The organism is Geoanaerobacter pelophilus (assembly GCF_018476885.1).
GTDB lineage: Bacteria > Desulfobacterota > Desulfuromonadia > Geobacterales > DSM-12255 > Geoanaerobacter > Geoanaerobacter pelophilus.
On the sequence record NZ_JAHCVJ010000008.1, the window covers coordinates 138,927 to 159,933 of the forward strand.

General features: G+C 53.4%; 19 protein-coding genes. 13 read left to right on the forward strand and 6 right to left on the reverse strand.

From position 1 onward, the window contains the following. Positions 1 to 42: 42 nt before the first annotated feature. The 6 genes from KI809_RS17395 (at position 43) to tyrS (ending at position 5,024) form a co-directional block, all read left to right on the forward strand. Positions 43 to 219, forward strand: a complete 177-nt coding sequence (locus KI809_RS17395; RefSeq protein WP_214172864.1) for a cell division protein ZapB — start codon at positions 43 to 45, stop codon at positions 217 to 219. Further along, a complete protein-coding gene (locus KI809_RS17400) occupies positions 219 to 506 on the forward strand; it encodes a cell division protein ZapA (RefSeq protein ID WP_214172865.1) in 288 nt (95 codons plus the stop codon). The genes KI809_RS17395 and KI809_RS17400 overlap by 1 nt, the downstream gene beginning before the upstream one ends. Before the next feature lie 343 nt (positions 507 to 849). Further along, positions 850 to 1,422, forward strand: a complete 573-nt coding sequence (locus KI809_RS17405) for a 5-formyltetrahydrofolate cyclo-ligase (RefSeq protein ID WP_214172866.1) — start codon at positions 850 to 852, stop codon at positions 1,420 to 1,422. 36 nt (positions 1,423 to 1,458) lie between these two features. Continuing rightward, entirely contained in the window at positions 1,459 to 3,000 is a 1,542-nt protein-coding gene (rny, locus tag KI809_RS17410; RefSeq protein ID WP_214172891.1) for a ribonuclease Y, read from the forward strand. Further along, positions 2,990 to 3,778, forward strand: a complete 789-nt coding sequence (locus KI809_RS17415) for a TIGR00282 family metallophosphoesterase (RefSeq protein WP_214172867.1) — start codon at positions 2,990 to 2,992, stop codon at positions 3,776 to 3,778. The genes rny and KI809_RS17415 overlap by 11 nt, the downstream gene beginning before the upstream one ends. Positions 3,779 to 3,803: 25 nt before the next feature. Beyond that, the gene (gene tyrS / locus KI809_RS17420) at positions 3,804 to 5,024 is read left to right on the forward strand and encodes a tyrosine--tRNA ligase (protein ID WP_214172868.1); all 1,221 of its coding nucleotides are present in this window, start codon (positions 3,804 to 3,806) and stop codon (positions 5,022 to 5,024) included. A gap of 2 nt (positions 5,025 to 5,026) precedes the next feature. Here the strand turns inward: tyrS and KI809_RS17425 are convergent, their stop codons facing one another. From KI809_RS17425 to KI809_RS17450, 6 genes are all read right to left on the reverse strand, one after another. Continuing rightward, positions 5,027 to 6,025, reverse strand: coding sequence for a hypothetical protein (locus KI809_RS17425; protein ID WP_214172869.1), 999 nt, complete (start codon positions 6,023 to 6,025; stop codon positions 5,027 to 5,029). Next, positions 6,022 to 6,744 carry an ABC transporter ATP-binding protein gene (locus KI809_RS17430; RefSeq protein ID WP_214172870.1) on the reverse strand — a complete coding sequence of 241 codons (723 nt, stop codon included), beginning with the start codon at positions 6,742 to 6,744 and terminating at the stop codon, positions 6,022 to 6,024. The genes KI809_RS17425 and KI809_RS17430 overlap by 4 nt, the downstream gene beginning before the upstream one ends. A 2-nt stretch (positions 6,745 to 6,746) precedes the next feature. Beyond that, positions 6,747 to 7,883 (reverse strand): ABC transporter permease, encoded by a 1,137-nt coding sequence (locus KI809_RS17435; protein ID WP_214172871.1) that lies wholly within the window; start codon positions 7,881 to 7,883, stop codon positions 6,747 to 6,749. Then, the gene (locus KI809_RS17440; RefSeq protein ID WP_214172872.1) at positions 7,880 to 8,173 is read right to left on the reverse strand and encodes a hypothetical protein; all 294 of its coding nucleotides are present in this window, start codon (positions 8,171 to 8,173) and stop codon (positions 7,880 to 7,882) included. Before KI809_RS17440 ends, KI809_RS17435 begins: the two co-directional genes overlap by 4 nt. Before the next feature lie 17 nt (positions 8,174 to 8,190). Further along, on the reverse strand, positions 8,191 to 8,676 hold the full coding sequence (locus KI809_RS17445; protein ID WP_214172873.1) for a nitrous oxide reductase accessory protein NosL: 486 nt from the start codon (positions 8,674 to 8,676) through the stop codon (positions 8,191 to 8,193). A gap of 106 nt (positions 8,677 to 8,782) precedes the next feature. Then, positions 8,783 to 9,133, reverse strand: coding sequence for a transposase family protein (locus tag KI809_RS17450; RefSeq protein ID WP_214172874.1), 351 nt, complete (start codon positions 9,131 to 9,133; stop codon positions 8,783 to 8,785). A 306-nt stretch (positions 9,134 to 9,439) separates the two neighbouring features. Between KI809_RS17450 and KI809_RS17455 the strand changes: the two genes are divergently transcribed. The 7 genes from KI809_RS17455 (at position 9,440) to KI809_RS17485 (ending at position 20,869) form a co-directional block, all read left to right on the forward strand. Then, the gene (locus KI809_RS17455; protein WP_214172875.1) at positions 9,440 to 11,596 is read left to right on the forward strand and encodes a PAS domain-containing sensor histidine kinase; all 2,157 of its coding nucleotides are present in this window, start codon (positions 9,440 to 9,442) and stop codon (positions 11,594 to 11,596) included. Between the two features lie 21 nt (positions 11,597 to 11,617). Further along, complete coding sequence (locus KI809_RS17460) at positions 11,618 to 13,015, forward strand: sigma-54-dependent transcriptional regulator (RefSeq protein ID WP_214172876.1); 1,398 nt, start codon at positions 11,618 to 11,620, stop codon at positions 13,013 to 13,015. A 439-nt stretch (positions 13,016 to 13,454) separates the two neighbouring features. After that, positions 13,455 to 13,748: a hypothetical protein gene (locus KI809_RS17465; protein ID WP_214172877.1), complete on the forward strand. Its 294-nt coding sequence runs from the start codon at positions 13,455 to 13,457 to the stop codon at positions 13,746 to 13,748. A gap of 82 nt (positions 13,749 to 13,830) precedes the next feature. Beyond that, positions 13,831 to 14,082 (forward strand): FKBP-type peptidyl-prolyl cis-trans isomerase N-terminal domain-containing protein, encoded by a 252-nt coding sequence (locus KI809_RS17470; RefSeq protein WP_214172878.1) that lies wholly within the window; start codon positions 13,831 to 13,833, stop codon positions 14,080 to 14,082. Between the two features lie 32 nt (positions 14,083 to 14,114). Then, on the forward strand, positions 14,115 to 18,989 hold the full coding sequence (locus KI809_RS17475; protein WP_214172879.1) for a chitobiase/beta-hexosaminidase C-terminal domain-containing protein: 4,875 nt from the start codon (positions 14,115 to 14,117) through the stop codon (positions 18,987 to 18,989). A gap of 58 nt (positions 18,990 to 19,047) precedes the next feature. Further along, positions 19,048 to 19,626, forward strand: a complete 579-nt coding sequence (locus tag KI809_RS17480) for a hypothetical protein (protein WP_214172880.1) — start codon at positions 19,048 to 19,050, stop codon at positions 19,624 to 19,626. A 94-nt stretch (positions 19,627 to 19,720) separates the two neighbouring features. Further along, positions 19,721 to 20,869 carry a hypothetical protein gene (locus KI809_RS17485; RefSeq protein WP_214172881.1) on the forward strand — a complete coding sequence of 383 codons (1,149 nt, stop codon included), beginning with the start codon at positions 19,721 to 19,723 and terminating at the stop codon, positions 20,867 to 20,869. Positions 20,870 to 21,007: the final 138 nt, after the last annotated feature.

Consider the following 21,007-nt stretch of genomic DNA (forward strand, 5'->3'; position numbering starts at 1 on the left):
CGGGGTCGTCGATTAGAATTCCAGCCCGTCGAGGGGTCTTTTGTGGATAATGAGCTGATCACGGCACTAGAAGGGCGAATAGAGGCATTGCTGGCAAGCTATGCCTCGCTGAAAAATGATAATCTTCGCCTTTCTGAAGAGAATGCCAAGCTGAGGTCTGATCGCGATGCGGTCAGGTCTCGTGTTGACGGGCTCCTTAAAAAGCTTGAGAATCTCTGATGGGCCAGGTTCTTTCGCATCGTGTGACCATAATGGGGCGGGAGTTTGTCGTCAAAAGCCCGGCATCGCCGGAGCGGGTCGCCGAGATAGAGCAGTTTTTGAATGCCCGGCTGGATGGGGTTGCCAAGGGAGTCGCAGTTGGCGATACCCAGGCTGTTGTAAGCCTGGCCCTCCTTAACCTGGCCGGTGAGTATATGTCACTGAAGGATGACTGGGGCCGTAGGGAGCAGGATAATGCCGAGCGTCTCGCCGGCCTGATACGCAGGATGGATAGTACCCAGCTGTAGGTTTCACGGTCTCTCGCGGGAGATTTTATATATGAGTTCAATGGATTGGATTTTTAAGTCAGTTCCAGCAGGGGCGCAGGTTTTTGCAGCCGGTTTGGTCCCTGTTTCACTGATAGGTGGCCGCAAGTCCACTATTAATTATGCCAGGAGTCAAACCAGCACTAACTGGATCGCGTCCGACAGAGTCTTTATCAAGGGCGGTGCCTGACAAGGCAACTCCGTAACCTCCTTTCCATACTCAGCCTTTCCCCGAGAGCCGGCAGTTTTCCGTCTGTCTTTGATTTGACAGACAATCGCCCGGCCTATTCCCATATTGTTGCAGGCCGGTAATTCAGGGGCCACCATGCCCAAGCATCACCTACGGCGCGCCATGCTCGAACAGCGCAGGCGTCTTTCTGACCCGGAGCGGGCTTTGCTGGGGCTTCATGCCCAGAAAATGTGTTTGGAACTCCCTGCATTTGTTGCTGCCGGAGTTATTGCGCTGTATGCGCCGGTTCACAATGAGGTGGAAACATCCCTGCTCCTGACAACAGCCCTTGCCGCAGGCAAGCGGGTGCTTTTCCCTGTTGTAGCGGAAAAAGGGTTGGAATTTCGCAGGGTCTCAACTCCTGCTGCCCTTTGCCCGGGGAAATTCGGGATTAAGGAACCGACAGCAGAGTGCGATCTTTATCAACCTAATGATATTGAGTTTTTCCTGGTTCCCGGGGTTGCCTTTGATCTGTCCTGTCGCAGGGTTGGCTACGGTAAGGGCTATTACGACAAGGCGCTTCACGAACTCGAGGGGCAAGGGCGGATGGCAGGTTTCTGCTACGACTTTCAGGTTGTGGAAGCAATACCTGCTGCTCCCCACGACGTGCAGATGGATATGGTCATAACCGACCGGAGAGTCATCAGCTTTCCCGGTCAATTCACATAGAGGAGGAACTGGACATTGCAAGTATCAATCGTGTTAATGGTTATAATCGCTGTTGTTGCAATCGGAGCTGGTGTTGTCATCGCCAGCTTGATGAATCGCAAGGTAGTTGAGAAAGAGCCGGTTACGGAAGATGCCGGCAGGCTGGTTGAAAATGCCCGCCGTGAAGCAGACACCATCCTGAAAGAAGCCTCGTTAAAGGCAAAGGATGCCGTGTTACAGGCAAAAACCGAGGCCGAGCAAGAGGCCAAGGAGAAGAAGAAGGATCTGCAAGCACTTGAAAAAAGGCTTCAACTGAAAGAAGAAAATCTTGATAAAAAGATGAATCTTTTTGATCAGCGTGATGCTGAACTGATCAAGCGCGAGCAGTCGATATCCAGCAGGGATCAGGCCCTGCAGCAGAAAGAGGAGAAGGTCAGCCAGATCATCGAAGAACAGCGGTCCAAGCTGGAGACAATCTCCGGCATGACTGCGGCTGAGGCGAAAAAGGTCCTGATGGAGGAGATGGAAAACGAAGCCAAGATGGATGCTGCCAAGCGAATCAAGGCGATCGAAGAAGAGGCCCGTGAAACTGCAGACAAGAAATCCAAGGAAATCATGGCGCTTGCCATCCAACGCTATGCCGGTGAGTATGTTGCCGAGCGGACCGTTTCCGTGGTGGCGCTTCCTTCAGATGAGATGAAAGGCAGGATCATCGGTCGCGAAGGGCGCAACATCAGGGCGCTTGAGGCCGCAACCGGCATCGACCTGATCATCGACGATACCCCGGAGGCGGTTATCCTTTCAGGGTTCAACCCGGTCCGTCGCGAGGTTGCCAAGATCGCTCTGGAGAAACTGATCGGCGACGGCAGGATTCACCCCGGCAGGATCGAAGAGGTGGTGTCCAAGGCCGAGGCCGAGGTGGAGCAGGCGATCAAGGAAGCCGGCGACCAGGCAGCGTTCGACCTCGGAGTCCATGGCATTCACCCGGAAATACTCAAATTGATCGGCCGTCTCAGATACCGGACATCGTACAGCCAGAACGTCTACCTCCATTCGCTGGAAGTTGCCTTCCTTTGCGGCATCATGGCTGCCGAGCTCGGAATAAACGTCAAGCAGGCCAAGCGTGCCGGTCTGCTCCACGACCTGGGCAAGGCAGTTGACCATGAAATTGAGGGGTCACATGCAGTGATCGGCGCTGATATCGCCCGCAAGTACGGCGAGTCGCCGAAAATCGTCCATGCCATCATGGCTCACCATGAGGATGAAAAGCCGAACTCCATCCTGGCAGTACTGGTACAGGCTGCAGACGCCCTTTCCGGGGCGCGTCCGGGAGCCCGTCGCGAGATGATGGAGACCTATGTCAAGCGGCTTGAGGATCTTGAGCGGATCGCCACTTCCTTCAACGGGGTAACCAATTCCTTTGCCATCCAGGCCGGCCGCGAGATCAGGGTCATGGTATCGAGCGACCAGGTCAGTGACGATCAGGCAGTGGTGCTGGCAAAGGACGTGGCCAAGAAGATCGAGGCCGAGATGACCTATCCGGGCCAGATCAAGGTCCATGTAATCAGGGAAACACGCGCCGTAGAGTATGCCCGTTAATATCCTCTTCATCGGAGATATCGTCGGTAAACCGGGGCGCCAGGCGATTGCCCGCGAACTGCATCGCCTGGTGGACCGCTACCGCGTTGATCTGGTAATCGCCAATGGCGAAAATGCCGCCGGCGGGTTCGGCCTGACGGTTGAGACCGCCAAGGAGCTGTTCGAACTCGGGGTACAGTTTTTTACCAGCGGCAACCATATCTGGGACAAGAGGGATGCCCTGGAGTACATAACCAGGGAACAGCGCCTGATACGGCCTGCCAATTACCCTCCCGGCACACCGGGACAGGGGAGTGCCATAGTCAGGACCGCCGGCGGGGTCAAGATCGGGGTGTTGAACCTGGAAGGGCGGGTATTTATGAATTACCTGGAATGCCCGTTCAGGACGGCTGACAGTGAGATTGAGAAGCTCAAGCAGGAGACCCCGATCATTTTCGTTGATTTCCACGCCGAGGCAACTTCGGAAAAGACGGCGCTGGGGTGGTATCTTGATGGCCGGGTATCTGCGGTGGTCGGTACCCACACCCATGTGCAGACAGCGGACGAGCGGATCCTCCCTGACGGGACGGCTTATCTCACCGATGCCGGCATGACCGGTGCCTTTGACTCGGTGATCGGTGTTCGCAAGGAGGAACCGATCGAAAAGTTCCTTACCCAGCGGCCGTCAAAGTTCGAGGTTGCTAAGAAGGATCTTCGCCTGAACGGGGTGGTGATCGGGGTAGATGAGAATACCGGCAAGGCATTGACCATAGAGCGGGTCAATATCGCCTGCGGTTGAGCAAGAATATATTTTGGGGGCTATCATGGCTGGTTCTGTTGCTGAACAGATGGAGTTGATAAAACGCGGCGCGGTTGAGATCCTGCTGGAAAAGGAGCTTGAGGAAAAGCTCCAGAAGTCGATCGATACCGGGGTGCCGCTCAAAATCAAGGCTGGATTTGATCCGACCGCTCCTGACCTTCATCTCGGCCATACGGTGCTGCTGCACAAGATGAGGCAGTTCCAGCAGCTCGGCCATGAGGTCAACTTCCTGATCGGCGACTTCACCGGCATGATCGGCGACCCGACCGGCAAGTCAGAGACTCGAAAGGCCCTGACCCGCGAGGATGTGCTGCGCAATGCCGAAACCTACAAGGAGCAGGTGTTCAAGATCCTTGACCCGGCAAAGACCAAGGTAGTTTTCAACTCGGAGTGGCTGGCAGCCATGAATGCTACCGAGATGATCCAGTTGGCGGCAAAATACACCGTGGCCAGGATGCTGGAACGTGACGATTTCGGCAAGCGCTATGCGAACCAGATGCCGATCAGTATCCACGAGTTTCTCTACCCGCTGATCCAGGGGTACGATTCAGTTGCCATGAAGGCCGACGTTGAACTGGGCGGGACCGACCAGAAGTTCAACCTGCTGGTCGGCAGGGAGCTGCAACGCGAATTCGGCCAGAGACCGCAATCGGTCATTACCATGCCGCTTCTGGAAGGTCTGGACGGCGTCAATAAGATGTCCAAGTCGCTCGGTAATTACATCGGCATCAACGATCCGGCAGACGAGATCTTCGGTAAGGTCATGTCGATCTCCGATGAACTGATGCTCCGCTACTACGAGCTGCTCTCCGATCTCTCCCTTGCTGAGATCGACAAGCTGCGCAAGGGGATCAAGGCCCACGAGATTCATCCGATGGATGCCAAGAAACAGCTCGGCCGGGAAATTGTCGCCCGCTATCACGGCGCTGCTGCCGCTGAGCAGGCTGAAGAGCATTTCGTGAAGCGGTTCCGCGACAATCAGACCCCGGATGAGATGCCGGAAGTCGATGTGGTCCCTGAAGGCTCAACCATGCTGCTGTGCAAGGTCCTGGCAAAGGCCGGGGTTGTTACCTCCAACGGCGAAGGACGCCGGGCGATCCAGCAGGGCGGGGTCAAGGTCAATGGCGAGAAGGTAGCGGACGATAATTGCGAGCTCGCCTGTTCAGGTGAGTATGTCCTGCAGGTAGGCAAGAGACGTTTTGCCCGGGTTCGGTTCAGCGCGTAATCTCAAGGGGTGAATTGCAGCCCCGAGAACAGCACCAGATACCCGGCAATAATGGCGAAAACGAGATACGCCAGCACCGAGACCCCTGCCAGAGTGCGCTGAATGCCCGGCACTATCTGCGCCAGGCTTGGCTGTTTACGGCCCGGCATCAAGGCGCCGACCCCTGCACCGGAGATTGCCCCGAGCAGCAACACCGCATAAATGGGATAACCGATGTAGCCGTACTCCTTATGAAGCATGCAAAACGGGCAGTGGTGCGTTGGCAGTTCATAGGTGTAGATGCTGATGAACGAGACCAGCGCCGCAACTGCAATGATGAACGTCACCATGCTCGCCGCAGCAAACAGATACCCCCCACTCATTTTTGCTCTGAACCAAATCCCGCTGAAACAGGTAACTGCAATAGCCGCAACCAGGGTCACCATCATTGGCACTCTGGGTAGTGCTGCAAGGTCTGAAGAGATGGTGCCTGCCCCTGCGCTGAACAGGCTTCCGCAGCAGGAGGTGATTACCTGGGCCTTGAGGCCGCTGAAGTAGAGGAACTGCAGCCCTGTTTCTACAATGATGAACGGTACCAGCGCCAGCAGTAGTGCGTATTTAGCCTTGATGAGCGGGTAGTCATACCCCTGGGTATCGGCGTGGTTGATGACCAGCCAGATCCCGGCGCAGATGCAACTGCCGATTTTCAGCAATAGCACCGGATAGCCGAAGCTGTTGGCATTCAAAGAACCGGCAGCGCACATCGCACCGACAAACATGGTGCGGATGTCGTCTGCTGTGAAGATATACAAAAACAACGAGATTATATGAAAGAAGAGCACTGAGGCCAGGATGGTGGAGATCAGGTAGGTTGAACGTTCAAGCTGCAACTGGTGTTCACTGCCGCTGTTGATGTCCCAGTCCCATAGGATAACAAGCCCTTTCCATCCGGCAAAGAGCATCATGGCGCTGACTATTGCCGACGTCATCAGCAGGGAAAGGATAGCCGGATGCTGGATCATGCCTCAGATCCGGCGTTGGTGATGCGACCGTCGCGCATTTCAATGATCGTATCCGCTATTGTGGAATCATAGACTATCGGATCGTGGCTTGCGATCAGGATCGTCTTTCCTTCAGCTTTCAAGGTAGCGATGATCTTCATGAACTCCATCGACAGATTGCTGTCCAGGTGGGCTGTCGGTTCATCGGCCACCAGGATCGATGGGTTATTGATCATCGCCCGGGCAATGGCCGCGCGCTGCAGTTCTCCGCCGGAAAGCCACTCCACTTTTGATGACCCCTGCCGTTGCATATCAAACATTTCCAGCAACTGTTCTGCTCTTTTTCTTAGTGATGCGTGGTTTTCGCCTGAGGGATAGGCGGGGAGCATGATATTTTCCAGGACCGTAATCCCTTTGATCAGATTGAATTGCTGAAAGATGAAACCAAAGGTCGATCGCCGAATTTCGTTCAGGAACCTTTCCGGCAGGCTGGTTATTTCAAAGGAATCCTCGCTGTCTGGCGCAAATCTGGTAGGAATGCCGTGCAGAAAGATCCTGCCTGAGCTGGGCCGACTCATGCAGCCGATCAGGGACAAGAGGGTGGTCTTGCCCGAACCGCTCGGACCTTTGAGCACGGTGAGATTCAGCGGCTGGATCTCGACACTGACATCGTTCACCGCAGTGAACTGGTTGTGCTTGCCGGCATTAAAGGTCTTGACGACATTGGCGAGTCTGATCATGGTCACGATCTCATTGCCGCATCGGGGTCAACCGTTGCCGCCATCCAGGAAGGGAGGATGGTGGCGGCAGTGTACGGAACCACCGAGAGAAAGAAGAGCACGGCGAGCTGGAAAAAGTCGATCGCTGGAATCAGGCGGAATTCGGGGTAAAGAACCGACCACCCCTTGAGAGCCGGCGCAAAAAGAGGGGCTGACAGGAAGAACACATGGACATAGGCCAGATTGCTGCCCAGCAGAAAAGCAGTCAGGGAGATAGCGGTCCCCTCCCAGAACTTGAGCAGCAGCACATCCGAAGTTTCCCAGCCGATTGATTTGAGTATGCCGATCTCGCGCCGCTCTTCGGCAGAAAGGCCCGACGCCTTGTCCCAGGCAAAGATTACAAATGAGAGTATTGCCGAGAACAGGATGACGGTCATCATGCCGCCCCGCCAGTCAAAGAGCGAGTCATAGGTGCGCAGGATTTCATTCCTGAGGATTGGCCGGACATCCGGGTAGCGCTCCGCTATTTTGGCGGCAATTGTCGCCAGCTCGGCAGGGTTGTTGATGGTGACCGCCAGATCTGTTGCCTGGTGGCGAGGGAGGTTGAACATCGCCTGGAAGTCTTCCCCAGAGATGAGGATGAGGTCGGCCGCCACGAGTTCTGATTCATAGTTTAAGAGTTCCTGGACATTCAGAAGCAGCGGGTTCTTTGAAGCACTTCTGAAGGTTACCATGTCCCCGGCCGAGATTCGTTGCGTTCTGGCAACGCCGTTGCCGATGATAATATTACCAGGCGTCAGCTTCCTTGCTTCAGAAACCATGACCGTGTAATTGGCCCCAAAGACCGGATCGTAATAGTATCCCCAATAGCGGGGTTCAACGGTTGCCACGCCACGGATGGCGCTGATTTTTTCAATGTATTCGAGAGGGATCAGGTCGTGGCGCCCTGCTATCTGGCGCTGAATGACCATTTCAGGTGCACCGCTCAGGACTGCGGCTGCCTCGCGCTTCAGGGAGTGGACAAAGAAAATCAGTGAGGCCAGGACAAAGACGACCATGGTATACAGGCCAAGCAGCGAGAGATTCTTGGCCCTTCTCCTGAGAAGAGAAGACAGGGCGAACTCCAGGATATTTTTATGGCGGTTAAGGGGTGTGATCATTTGAATGTTGAGGTTACCGCCGGTCTGGTTAGCGCCCCGGAAGGGAAATGTTCCAGTGCCACCGGATGGTCCTGGAAAGCCGAATGGATGTCTGCCATGGAGAGATGCCTGGTGTAACGGGCCTCGGTGAAGAGGCATAAATCAGTCAACCGTAACTCTTTAACGAGTTGCGAACGGTAACTGCGCTGCGACTCAGCTTTAGTCATGCGGTAATCCGCATGCAGAGAGAACATGGCAAAAGCCAGGAGACTCATGGCGGTAACGAGTAAGAACGATGTCGATTTGCGCATTGTTTCGGCTATGCCTTTTATTCAAGGGTTTTGAGAACTGCTGGCGTAACCTCTTGGAATCGATAAACCTTGTTACCCTTGTGATCAGCGCGAAACTCGATGGCATCCTCTTTTTTCGCCAAAGGGATCAGTTCTTTACCCATGGGGCCCAAAACATCACTCCCGGCAACGAAATATGCCTGACGCGCATCGATCGGCTTTACCGCGTAGTAGTCTTTGACCAGGATTTCGCTGAATTCGGACTGTTTGGTGGCCGGGGCATATTTCCCAGGGTTCAGGTAATAATTGAACAGGTCCTTCGGCCCGTCGAAATATATTGCCGAGCCGTTTTTCAGGCGGATGGCAGCGAGCCAGTTTGGATACCCTTTGACGAACATGCCGCAGACCGGACACTTGTCCTTTGCCGTGGGGACGGGCATTGTGTTGCCGGCATGCAACAAGGTAATTGTTGTCAGCAGCAGAGCAACGGTCACTGAAGCACAAGTAACAAGCTTTTTCGGCATAATGCTAATGCTCCATGATATGTCGTTCCAACTGATAAAAGGTTATCATATCGTCAGGCAGTAGCAACATGTTGTTAATCGTTGCCGCCGCTATAATCACGGTGCGCTAGCTGACCAGGGGGGGCGCCGAGCTGTCCTGGAGCAGGACGAAGCGGGACCTGGAGTGGTCCCAGGGAACAGATGCATTCAGACAGCCACAATGGTGTCGGCAGTGGATCATTGGCACCGTGGCATGGAGATAGGCATCGTTCTGGAAAAAATCGCTGTGATGCCATGTTTCAATTTTCTCACTGCAGATTTCCGATTCGCTGCCGCACACAGGACAGGGGAGCATGGTCGCCAGGTTGTAGTCGATGAAGATGTCCAACCTTCGTTCATTCTTGGAGAATTTTACGGAGGTGACCTGCCACGGCGGCGCTAGCCCGAGTGTCGCGGCAAAAATTGACTGTTGGCTCATTGGGCACCATTGCTCATTGTCGTAGCCCCATTACCGATAAGCTTCACCCATGGGGTTGCAGCCTGAAGAAAACTGTATAAAGTTACTCTTACGGAATGCAAAGAGCACAAGGGGTGCCAATAGTTGGGGTTTTGCCAAGGCTTGATTTCTGCAGGCTGACAGTGATTGCTTGAATATCTGCCGGATGCTGCTGTCAAGTATCTTGACTCGATTATGGCAATAATTCACGCCGGCCTGCTTTTAAAGGCCGGTACCGGCTGTAAACCAGTTTGATGAATGTTAATTAAGTTGCATGGGTAATCAATCATGGCTGCATGGTTTGTAAAAAACGGCTCTAGCCCCACAGCATTTGCGCTGCTGGTCCGGGTAATTATCATTACCATTTCTGCGGAACTGACGGTGGATCTGCTGCTGCCGCTTTTCTTGACCCCGGTGGGGGGTACGCTGCAGGTGTTTTGGGATGCTGTTTGTGTTTTTTTGCTGAGCACGCCGTCGATCTGGTTGCTTGCAATTCGGCCGCTGCTGGCATCGTTGCGAAGTGAAAAGGCATTGCTGGATGCAACCGTGCAATCGACTGCCGATGGCATCCTTGCGGTGAGTTGGGGTCGCAAGGTGGATCTTTATAACAAGCAATATGTTGATATGCTCGGTATCCCTGAGGAGATTCTGCTCTCAGCCGATAGCCAGAAAGTCACATTTGTTGCCAACAAGATGGTTGACCCTGCAGCCTATGTAAAGCGGCTTGATGCCCTTTATTCCAACAAGGAAGAGGTTTCGCGGGATCTGCTCTACCTGAAGGACGGCAGGATCATCGATCGCTACTCCAGACCTCAGTTGATCGATGGTGTAAGCGTCGGCAGGGTCTGGAGTTTCAGGGATATAACGGATCATGTCCGGGCCGAGGAGGGCTTAAGGAAAAGCGTCAAGCGATTCCAGGAGCTTGCGGCCAATGTGCCGGTCGGGATCTTTGAGACTGACTGTGAAGGTGACTGCATCTATGTCAACCCTGAGTGGTGCCGCATTGCCGGGATCGGCTTCGAGCAGGCTTTGGGCAAGGGGTGGCTTGCCGCACTGCACCCTGATGATGTTGCCGTGATCAAGCAAGAGTGGTATCGCTCTGTGGAAGGGGAACGGGAGTTTCGGCTCGAATACCGGTTCAAGACACCTCGCGGAGAAGAAAACTGGGTCTTCGGTAGTGCTGTTGCTCTGAAAGGAGAGGACGGGAGCACGACCGGTTATCTGGGAACCATTGTCGACATCAATGAAAGAAAGTGGTCTGAACAGGCCCTCACCGAGAGCGAAGAACGGTTTCGCCAGGTATTTGAGCAGTCAGAGGATGCAATTGTCCTCTTTGAAGTGGGCAGTTGCCGGATTATCGACCTGAATCCCACGGCTGAAAGGCTTTACGGCTTCAGCAAATCGGAATTGACGGACCTTAGGTTCAATGTGTTCAAGACCAGGGAGGATTATCACAAGTTTATTCACAGGGTCTGTTTGCTGGAGATTGGAGAGACGTGCAATATGGATCAGGTATTGAACCTGAGGCGCGATGGCTCTGAAATCCACGTCTCGGTGCGGGCCAAGGTCATAAAGCTGCAAGGTGAGCATGCCGTTTACTGCACCATCAGGGATATTACCGAACGCTTGCGCATGGAGGAAGAGGCGCGCTCTATCCAGTCCCAGCTGATAATGACCAACAAGATGGCCTCTCTCGGGCTGCTGGTAGCGGGAATCGGCCATGAAATCAACAACCCTAACAACTACATAATGGCCAATGCCCAGATGCTGGATAAGATAGTGCACGACCTGGAACCGATGTTGCGTGAAGAATCGAAAATTCGTGGAGATTTCTTCCTTGGTGGGCTTCCCTATTCGCGGCTTGAAACAGCGCTGCCTGAGATGGTCTCTGCTATCAACGAAGGGTCCAGGCGGATCAAGAAAATAATCGGCAGCCTCAAGGATTACTCCAGAAACGGCAAGGAAACAACAGAGCGCGTCGATTTAAATAGTGTCATCAACTCGGCAATGATTCTCCTTGGCCACCATATAAACAAGTACACCGACCATTTTCTGCTCGAACTGGATGAGGCGCTCCCAGCGGTACAAGGAAGCGCTCAGCAACTGGAACAGGTGGCGGTCAATCTGATTATGAATGCTCTGCAGTCGCTTACCGTAAGGGAACAACGGCTTTCCATCCGTGCTTCTTATGTTCCGGAAAAACGGATGGTCTGTATGTCCATATCTGATGAAGGGTGTGGCATCCCTGACGGGGTTCGGGAGAGGGTTATGGAGCCTTTCTTTACAACAAGGCTCGATTCCGGAGGCACCGGTCTGGGGCTTTCCATTACGCAATCGATTGTTGCGGCGCATCATGGCGAGATGCAGATTAGCAGCCGTCCAGGTGAGGGGACCACGGTCTCGGTACTTCTTCCGGTGTATGATAGTCCTCAGCTGGCACAATAGAATATATAGAGAGGTTTTTTGATGAATGAAATCCCGATTTTACTAGTGGATGATGAGTTGCGGCTGCTTAAGGCTTCGCAGCTGTTGCTGGCGAGCAAGGGGTTCAAAAACGTGTTTACCCTTAGCAATAGCTGTGACGTCATGGATTATCTCCAGTCTAATGACGTTGCGATAATCGTGCTGGATCTGAACATGCCCAAGTTGAGCGGCTTTGATCTGCTGCCGGAAATTGTCAACGAGTACCCTGCTACGCCGGTGATCGTCATGACCGCTGTCGATGAGACCGACACTGCTGTCAACTGCATGAAGAAAGGCGCGTTCGACTTCCTGGTTAAGCCGGTGGAAACCGAGCGTCTGGTTGCCACGATCCGCAAGGCCATTGAACATCGAGCCATCTGCCGCGAGCTTGATTCGCTGCGTGAACGGTTTTTTTCCGAGACCCTGGACCATGCGGAGGCCTTCAGCCCCATTGTGACAGTCAGCAGCAAGATGCATACGATCTTCAAATATATGGAAGTTATTGCCCCATCGCGGCAGCCGATCTTGATCTGTGGCGAAACTGGCGTGGGCAAGGAGTTGGTAGCCAAGGCCCTGCATAATTTGAGTGGCTGTAGCGGCGAATACGTTGCGGTAAATGTGGCAGGGCTCGATGACACTGTTTTTGCCGACACCTTGTTTGGTCACAAGAAAGGTGCTTTTACCGGTGCCGAGCGCCCTCGGGATGGCCTTGTCGCTAAGGCGGCGTCGGGAACCCTGTTTCTCGATGAAATCGGCGATCTGAGCGACCAATCCCAGATCAAGCTTTTGCGCCTGTTGCAGGAGAAAGAATATTATCCGGTAGGGTCTGATAATCCTTGTATCAGCAGTGCCCGGGTGCTGCTGGCGACGAATCACGACCTGCAGAAACTGATCGATGAAAAGCGCTTCCGCAAGGATCTCTACTACCGTTTGTGCGCCCATCGCCTGGTGATTCCGCCGCTTCGGGAGCGGTTGGAAGATGTCGCCCCGTTGCTGGATCATTTTCTTGAAGCTGCCGCTCAATCATTCGGTAAGAAAGCGCCCACTCCGCCGGCAGAACTGGTCACTCTGCTCGAAACCTATCCTTTCCCCGGTAATGTGCGTGAGCTTGAGGCTATGGTGCATGATGCGGTTGCTCGGCACAATTCCGGGGTGTTATCCATGGAAAGTTTCAGCAATGCCATTGGGATTGCCCGAGTGGCTAAGCATACGCCAGTGCAAAAATCTGCTGGCGGTAATCCTTTGGAAGAGCTGTTCGGCCATTTCCCGACAATAAGCGAAGTCGAGAATTATCTGATTACGGAAGCGATGCAACGGGCCAAAAGCAATCAGGGGATTGCGGCAAATCTCTTGGGCATAACCAGGCAAACGCTCAATAAGCGTCTGCAAACCAAGAAATAGTCAATGGCCGTTGGCCATAAGCTCTCACTTAAGGAAATTACTTGCTGTTAGTGTTTAATTTGCGTGTTGTCGGAAGTCGTGTGGAATGAGCAGTTGCCTCATCTAAATCATGCAACAATAGTTTACATCTGTAAAGAAAGGCCATGGCCGGCAGTAAAAGAATTTGACTGTCAGCCATGGCTTTTTACGTTGGTAGTCAGTGAAGGCCTGTAATTTCTGTTGGTTAGGCGTGATAGGTTCACAGGCACACAATCTGCTTATTGATGTTTATAGGTATTTGATTGGTTGCCTATCTAGTTTTCAGCGGTGATACTCCTGAAAACTAGTATCTGACAGGTTGTTTAATTGCTTGTTTTTAAGAAATGTTTGAGTTGTGCGCTATAATTTAGAAGCGCGTGACCTGGCCATGAAGCTTGAGGAGTTTGGGAGAGACGGGGCTGTGTTGCAGATGCTTGTGGTCACTATGGTCTTGGCGATTACGCCGCTTATGGCAGATGCCGCAACAAAGTGCAAGGTTGTTGAGCATGATGACAATGTTGAGCTTTTATGCGAAGGGGACGGCGTGCCAACGGATAATAAAACTGATGCCGACAAAATGATGCGTCGAGGCAAAGCACGTCCATCGCCTTCATTGATGGATGAAGCAAGGCAGTCTCGTATGAAAATAATTGAGGGACAGTTTAATAGGGGGAACGATGGCCAGCAGGCAAGCAGCCCGGAAAGTACGAAGTAATCGTTTACTACAAGTTTGCTGGGCGCTTTCTTCGGCGTGGCTTCTTTACGCAAGCCCTGTTGCGGCCGGAGAGCCTAAAGAGTTGAAGACCTCTTTGGACCTCCTGAATTATGGCATTGGTGTGGAAACGGCGAGGAATCTAAAGAACCAGGGGGTTGATGTCAACCTGGATCTGCTGATACAGGGGCTCAAGGACGGTTTGGCCGGCGAGCGGCTTTTGGTGGATGAAAAACAGCTGCGTAGCGCCGTGATTAACTTTCAAAGCGAAATTCGCCGCAAACAGGCAGTGGAAAAACAGCTGTCATTGAAAGAAAATGCAAAGGCATTGAAATAATCTACGATGGACACAAGAGCTTGGGGGGGACTATGAGTCGAAACAGGTTGTTTTCCGGATGGGCAGTCTTGGTAATCACGGCAATAGTCACACTGTTTGGGTCCAATGCCCAGGCTGGGCCGGGTGGAGGGACATATTACGCGAATAGCCCTGCCGGTGGCGCTTCGGGAGCTGCCCTGCGCAAGTTCGTCGACAAGCTCCCCGGGGTGGGGCTTCCTGGATGCACCAAGAGCAGCCCCCCGGGAATAGGCACCTGCAACGAAAACAACCTGGGCAACTACATCCCGGTGGCTTCTAAAATAACCGGTCGCCCTGGGGTTCCGGCTGATCTGCCGACCGGCAACGACTATTACGAGATCGGTCTGGTTGAGTACAACCAGAAAATGCACTCGGATCTACCCAAAAAGACCAAGCTGCGCGGCTACCGGGATCTGAGCGCCTCCTTTGCCAACATGTCCACCCAGTACCTCGGGCCACTTATTATCGCTAGCAAAGACAAGCCGGTACGCGTCAAGTTCACCAACATGCTCCCCACCGGCAATGCCGGCAAGCTCTTCATCCCGGTTGACACCACCTTGATGGGGGCCGGTCCCGGACCATACTCCGACCTCGCGGGGACAACTACCTGTTCGACAACAATGATGAGCCCCTATTCTAATACCCAGACGATCAACGAAAACTGCTCGACCAACATCCAGTACACCCAGAACCGGGCCACCATCCATCTCCATGGCGGCAACTCTCCCTGGATCAGCGACGGTACTCCGCACCAGTGGATAACTCCAGCCGGCGAGACATCGGTTCCACCTTCAATGCGCAAAGGTGCGGCGGTGAGCAATGTGCCGGACATGTGGTTTGATATCAATGGCAACTCGGTTGCCGCCGGGACGCCTGCCGCTACTACCGACCCGGGTGCCGGATCAATGACCTTCCTCTGGACCAATCAGCAGAGCAACCGGCTGATGTTCTACCATGATCACTCTCTGGGGATCACTCGACTGAATGTCTATGCCGGCGAGGCTGCGGGCTACCTGATTACCGATGCGGTTGAAGAAGACCTGATTACCAGGGGCATCCTGCCGAATATCTGCCCTGGTGGCGGGGCCGCAGTCTGCGAGTATCGCTACGGAGTCCCTCTGATAATCCAGGACAAGACCTTTGTTCCTCAGAATATTGCTGTGCAGGACGCCAAGTGGGATACAACCAAATGGGGGATACCCGGTGATCTCTGGTTCCCGCATGTCTATGAACCGAACCAGGATCCGACCAGCCCGGCCGGTGCCAACCCCTTTGGCCGCTGGGACTATGGTCCCTGGTTCTGGCCCCCGGTTTCGGTCGATCCGTCAAAGCGGACGATTCCTGATCCGTCCACTACTCCTGAAGCATTCATGGACACCATGGTTGTCAACGGTACTGCCTACCCATACATGACGGTAGAACCGAAACCTTACCGGTTCCGGATACTGAACGCGACCAACGACCGGATGCTCAACTTGAGCCTGTTTATTGCCGACCAGAACGATCCGCTCGGCACTGAGGTCAAGATGGTGACGGCAGCCCCGACGCCGACCTTCCCGGCTGGACCGTATCCTACCGAGGCAGTCTGGCCCACTGACGGCCGGGCTGGTGGGGTGCCTGACCCCGCGACGAGAGGGCCAAATATCATCCAGATTGGTAACGAGAGTGGTTTCATTGCCAATCCGGTAGTTCATCCAAACCAGCCGGTCAATTACAACTATAACCGTCGCGACATCGTCGTTCTGAATGTCCAGGAGAAAAACCTCTTCCTGGGGTCTGCTGAGCGGGCCGACGTTGTCATCGACTTCTCGGATCCCAAGTATATTGGCAAGAATATTATCCTTTATAATGATGCTCCGGCACCGGTTCCTGCCGGAGATCCTCGCCAGGACTACTACACTGGGAATCCTGACCAGACAGCTAGCGGTGGGGCTCCTTCAACGCTGCGCGGTTACGGTCCCAACACCCGTACTGTAATGCAGTTCAGGGTAGCAGGGACTCCTGCACCCAATCCTACCCTGCTGTCCAAACTTAATACCGAGTTGCCGTTAGCCTTCAAAGCCAGCCAGCCTGCACCGCTGGTGCCGGAGCCGACCTATCCGACCACGGCATGGGGAGTGGCGACGCCTCAGGAACAGTACGCCAAGATTCAGGATTACTCCATAACCCTGAAGCCGCTCAACAGGGACTATACCCAGAGCACGATTCCGGCTACCATCCCGTTCCAGTCCAAGGCCATCCAGGAACTGTGGGACCCGTATGGTCGGATGAACGCCACCTTGGGGCTTGAGTTGCCCTTCACCAGCCAGTTCAACCAGACCACTATCCCCATGGGGTATGCAGAACCGGCCACCGAGATGATCGTTGATGGCCATCCCCAGATCTGGAAAGTCACCCATAACGGAGTTGATACTCATCCGGTGCACTTCCATATGTTCGATGTGCAGGTAATCAACCGGGTTGGCTGGGACGGCGCCATCCGGCCTGCTGACGAAAATGAGCTGGGATGGAAGGAAACCGTTCGGATGAATCCGTTGGAGGATATCATCGTCGCCCTGCGGCCAAAGAACCAGACCCTGCCCGCGACCATTACTCTGCCGACCAGTACCCGGCTGGTAGATCCAACGCAGCCGGTGAACGCCATGCTTCCGGCCACCGATATCGGTAACTTTGTCTCAAGAGGCTTTACCATCAATCAAGGGGTTGCCGGAGCCCCTAACGCCGGTCAGGCCGTTGTAATACTTAACAAGTCTGTTGACTATGGTTACGAGTATGTCTGGCATTGCCATATTCTGGGGCATGAAGAAAATGATTTCATGCGACCGGTTATTTTCACTGCATCAACGGCATTGCCACCGAATCCTTCATTTACTGCACTTATAAATGCAGGGACTAACCCTTCGGTGCCAACGCCGGGCGGGGCTTTCCTGTTTGGCCAGCAGGTGCCGGGCAAAACCGGATACGTAAATGCGTATAACAATCCCAATATCAACCAGATAGTGCTTCAGTGGTCTGACGGCTCTCCGGAAACAACGCCGAGTCGTTTCCTCGTCCAACGTTCGGTGAACGGCGGCGCTTTCGCCGACCTGGCTGAAATATCGTTTCTGTCCGGTTGGCCAGCGATTTACACCGATACCGCTGTGGATCCGGGAACGCAGTATGCTTATAATATCTATGCATTGAACGATTACCTGGTTTCCAATGCCAAGTCGGCCGCGCCTGCAACCAGTGCCACTGTTACCACCGGAGCTTGGCTCCCGGCAACGGGGGTGGCCGTAACCGACAGCAAACCTATCGGGCATGTTGTGGGGACCAACGTCCATTTCACCGCCGCGGCTAGCGTTACTGCCACGCCACAGCCGACGAATGTCGCCTATCAGTACCGGTTCCTGGTCAATGGGGTGGAGGTGCAGCCGTTTGGCAGCAGTAACCTGTATACTCTGCCTGACACAACTGCTGTCGGCAGCTATACCATTACCGTCGAGGCCCGTACCAGTGCGAGCCAGAATCCGGTAGCAAGCACTACCATAACCCACGCGGTTATAAACCCGCCGAATCCGCCGACGACGGTTGCCAGCCCGGTCCCTGCCGTCTACTCGGCTGAGCCGGTTGTCGTTACCTTGACCGCTACTGCCCCTAACCCGGCTGTTCCGGTACAGGGTATCTACTATACGCTGGACGGCAGTCTGCCCACTACCGCCATGCCGCCGTATGTCGGGCCGATAACGCTGACTAAGACCACTACTATCAACTACTTTGCTGTGGATGTGAACGGCACTGCAGAAGCGGTTCATAGCGACACCTGGTACATCCACGTGCCGGATCTCGTAGCTACCATGCAGATCAACAACGGCGCTACGTTTGCCAAGGGGCTGGCCGTTACTCTGAACGTCAATGCTTTTGATCCGGTCGGAGTTGCCACCATGGAGTTTTCCAACGACGGCACCAACTGGAGTGGTGAAGAGCCTTATGCTACAACCAAGCAGTGGACCCTTACCACCGGCAGTGATGGGCCGCGCACGGTCTATGCCCGCTTCCGTGACAAATCGTTGCCGACCGGGGTCCAGTACCCGCCTATAACCGCTGCCATAACCCTGGATACAACGGCTCCGATCACTACGCCAAGTCCTGATCCTGGCACCTATACCAATGGTTCTTCGCTTTTTGTCAGTCTGACGGCCAGTGAGACGGCGACTATTTACTATACTATTGACGGCACTACCCCGACGACGGCTTCACTGGTCTATGCCGCTCCGATCCAGATAAATACTGCAGCCGGCTCTTCGACTACCATCAAGTACTTTGCCATAGACAGTGCCGGCAATGTGGAAACGGTCAAGACCAGCGTCTGGAGCATGGCTACCATCGATCTGACTGCCAGTGCCAAGATCAATGGTGGCGCCACCTGGACGCCAATTACTAATGTCACTTTGACCCTGAATGTCTCTGACCCCTCTGGTGTTGCCAGCTATGGGCTTTCCAACGACGGCAGTACTTGGTCAGGGCCGTTCGCATCGCCGGACACCACTGCCGGAGCGAACTTAACCATTACTCCGAGTTGGACTCTTACCAGCGGCGAGGGGCTGAAAACAGTGTATATTAGGTTTACCGATACCAACCTTGGTGGCGGCACAACCTATCCGCCGATTACGGCTACCATTCTCTTAGGCACCAAGGATGGTTTGATCCCCGGTACCAGCAGTCATCTAGCCAGTGCCATCAAGGCGTTGAAAATTGCCAAAGGGTTTATCTCTCCCGGTCCGCTTGACCTGGTTCATGCTGATGTTGCCCCTTATTCAAGGGGGGCGTCGCAGCCTGACGGTAGAATCGATCTGGGAGATGTTTCGGTAATACTGCTTCATCTGCTGGGGGTAATAGCAACTTTCTAAAATAAAACCGCCTCCCGCTCAAGCGGGGGGCGGCTATAATTCCGGAGGGTCCTTTTTTATGAAAAACTACATTTTGCTGGTTATTTTTAGTTCTGTTTTTGCATTGACTTTGGCCGGTTGCGGTGGAGGCGGAGGTGGGGGGGGAACAACCACCCAAGCGGTAACGACCCTATATCTGTTTGGTCAAATGTCTTCGGTCAGTAATAGCAAAATAGCCAATGCTATGACAACGATTAATGTCCCTGATGGGGTACTGGTAAACTATTCTTCACCGGCACCGATAGGACTCCCCCCCAATACTTATGAGATGCGTACTGGGTTTGCCTCTCCATCGGGGACAGTTTTGTTATCACCAAGTGACATTACAGGTTCTTACAATACGGTAAATCGCAAGCTCACGGTCACAATCGTTAACAGTGCATTCCTTCCCCTTCGCAGTTACACTAGTGCCAGAGGGGCTGCTACTGTTAAAGGTGCTGAAGTTGCCAAGGTTTACTTCAGACTTGATCCTCCTGGGGGGACTCCAATCCTGCCGATACAGGATCCTATCGCTACAATTTATCAATACAGGGATGCTGATCCTGTAATGAGACTATTGATGGGGAGTCGCGTCAATTTCGACACAAAGTTCCAATAACCGAGAGCTTATATTAAAGGTTGGTTATGGATTTCTACAACTGGTAGCGAGAATTGGTTTTCGCTACCAGTTGTTTGTTTGGCAGGTACAGATAATGAAGATACTGGCGACACTGGTAGTGCTTGGTTTGGTTTTGGGGATGTCGTGGCCGGCTAGTGCCTCAGACAAAAAAGCAGTCCCAATCAAGATAGCCTCAGCAATTGATCTGGTCAGTCTGTTGGGTAAAGGTGCGAGTGAGTCTGATATCGCGCGCTCACTGGCTTCACAGAAGGGCTATGAACTGGATGTTGCCGCCCCAAAAGGGGTAACTGCCGCACAGCTCATAGATTACCTGATGAACTATAGGGAGACGGGCAGTAACGGGTCGGATACTGGAGGCGCAGCTCAACATAAGTTCAATGCCGACAAAGCCGGTGTTAATGGTGAATATGGCCGGGCTGTGCATGAATATTCTCTGGCGCTAGAGCACCAGGAATCTTATGAAACATTCAAGTCGCGAGGGGATGCCTACCAAAAGTATCTACTATCTCAGGAATTCCCGCGATTCGCCGGCTACACCGGGGCAGCGACTCGCAGGGTACCGGCTCTGGCAAAAACGATACTTTGCGACGCAATTGCAGCAGATTACGCAAAGGCGGCAGCGATAAGCGACAATGCTCTGCAATCATTGAATTCAGAACTTGAGATGTTGAAGTTTAATATGAGTAATGAGAAGACGATTTTTCGAGTTAATAGTGACGTAAAACCATATTACGGGAAGTCTGCTCAGAAAACGCTCGATATGATGCAGTATCGCCAGCTCAGTCAGTTGCAACGCAATGCCTACTTACAGAAAACTGAGCTGAACAAGTCTTTGAGTGACAGCATGGCGATATGCAAATCTGTCGATTACGTTGCGCATCGGAATAGTATTAAAAGTACCCTTGAACGGGGGCGCAACTCAAAATGGGTCAAATATGGCGAAACCGGTGATGCCAGCTATTTTTACGATAAAACGAATGTAAAACCCCGGAAAGGTCTTGTGTCTGTATCTATTCGGCGTGAGCGTAATAGCAATAACTATCAGTATGATCTGGCTGTAGCGAAACTGAACTGTAAAAAGCAGTATCTCGAGGAAATCGCAAGAGCAGGTTATGAAGATATTGCCGGCATTATCGTGAAATCGGGTAGCACTGTAGCCGAACGAGACCTTGCCGGGCCGGCAAACGTAACCGATCAGTTGACTAGAAAACTTTGCAAGTAATCAATTTATCGCAGAAAATGTCAATTGGCTGTTAACTTGATTGCTCGTTAGTAAAAAAGCTGAAAAAAACTTATTGACAGGATTGGGTTGAATTGTTATAAACGCGATTCGTTTGGCGGGGCAGCAGGAAAGCGGAGT

What these genes read in the sequence shown, in the direction of transcription:
- KI809_RS17485 (WP_214172881.1), top strand. Translation starts at nt 19,721, where the DNA reads ATGAAGATACTGGCGACACTGGTAGTGCTTGGTTTGGTTTTGGGGATG.
- KI809_RS17415 (WP_214172867.1), top strand. Translation starts at nt 2,990, where the DNA reads ATGCCCGTTAATATCCTCTTCATCGGAGATATCGTCGGTAAACCGGGG.
- tyrS (WP_214172868.1), top strand. Translation starts at nt 3,804, where the DNA reads ATGGCTGGTTCTGTTGCTGAACAGATGGAGTTGATAAAACGCGGCGCG.
- KI809_RS17445 (WP_214172873.1), bottom strand. Translation starts at nt 8,676, where the DNA reads ATGCCGAAAAAGCTTGTTACTTGTGCTTCAGTGACCGTTGCTCTGCTG.
- KI809_RS17480 (WP_214172880.1), top strand. Translation starts at nt 19,048, where the DNA reads ATGAAAAACTACATTTTGCTGGTTATTTTTAGTTCTGTTTTTGCATTG.
- KI809_RS17430 (WP_214172870.1), bottom strand. Translation starts at nt 6,744, where the DNA reads ATGATCAGACTCGCCAATGTCGTCAAGACCTTTAATGCCGGCAAGCAC.
- KI809_RS17455 (WP_214172875.1), top strand. Translation starts at nt 9,440, where the DNA reads ATGGCTGCATGGTTTGTAAAAAACGGCTCTAGCCCCACAGCATTTGCG.
- KI809_RS17460 (WP_214172876.1), top strand. Translation starts at nt 11,618, where the DNA reads ATGAATGAAATCCCGATTTTACTAGTGGATGATGAGTTGCGGCTGCTT.
- KI809_RS17440 (WP_214172872.1), bottom strand. Translation starts at nt 8,173, where the DNA reads ATGCGCAAATCGACATCGTTCTTACTCGTTACCGCCATGAGTCTCCTG.
- KI809_RS17400 (WP_214172865.1), top strand. Translation starts at nt 219, where the DNA reads ATGGGCCAGGTTCTTTCGCATCGTGTGACCATAATGGGGCGGGAGTTT.
- KI809_RS17425 (WP_214172869.1), bottom strand. Translation starts at nt 6,025, where the DNA reads ATGATCCAGCATCCGGCTATCCTTTCCCTGCTGATGACGTCGGCAATA.
- KI809_RS17405 (WP_214172866.1), top strand. Translation starts at nt 850, where the DNA reads ATGCCCAAGCATCACCTACGGCGCGCCATGCTCGAACAGCGCAGGCGT.
- KI809_RS17475 (WP_214172879.1), top strand. Translation starts at nt 14,115, where the DNA reads ATGAGTCGAAACAGGTTGTTTTCCGGATGGGCAGTCTTGGTAATCACG.
- KI809_RS17450 (WP_214172874.1), bottom strand. Translation starts at nt 9,133, where the DNA reads ATGAGCCAACAGTCAATTTTTGCCGCGACACTCGGGCTAGCGCCGCCG.
- KI809_RS17435 (WP_214172871.1), bottom strand. Translation starts at nt 7,883, where the DNA reads ATGATCACACCCCTTAACCGCCATAAAAATATCCTGGAGTTCGCCCTG.
- rny (WP_214172891.1), top strand. Translation starts at nt 1,459, where the DNA reads ATGGTTATAATCGCTGTTGTTGCAATCGGAGCTGGTGTTGTCATCGCC.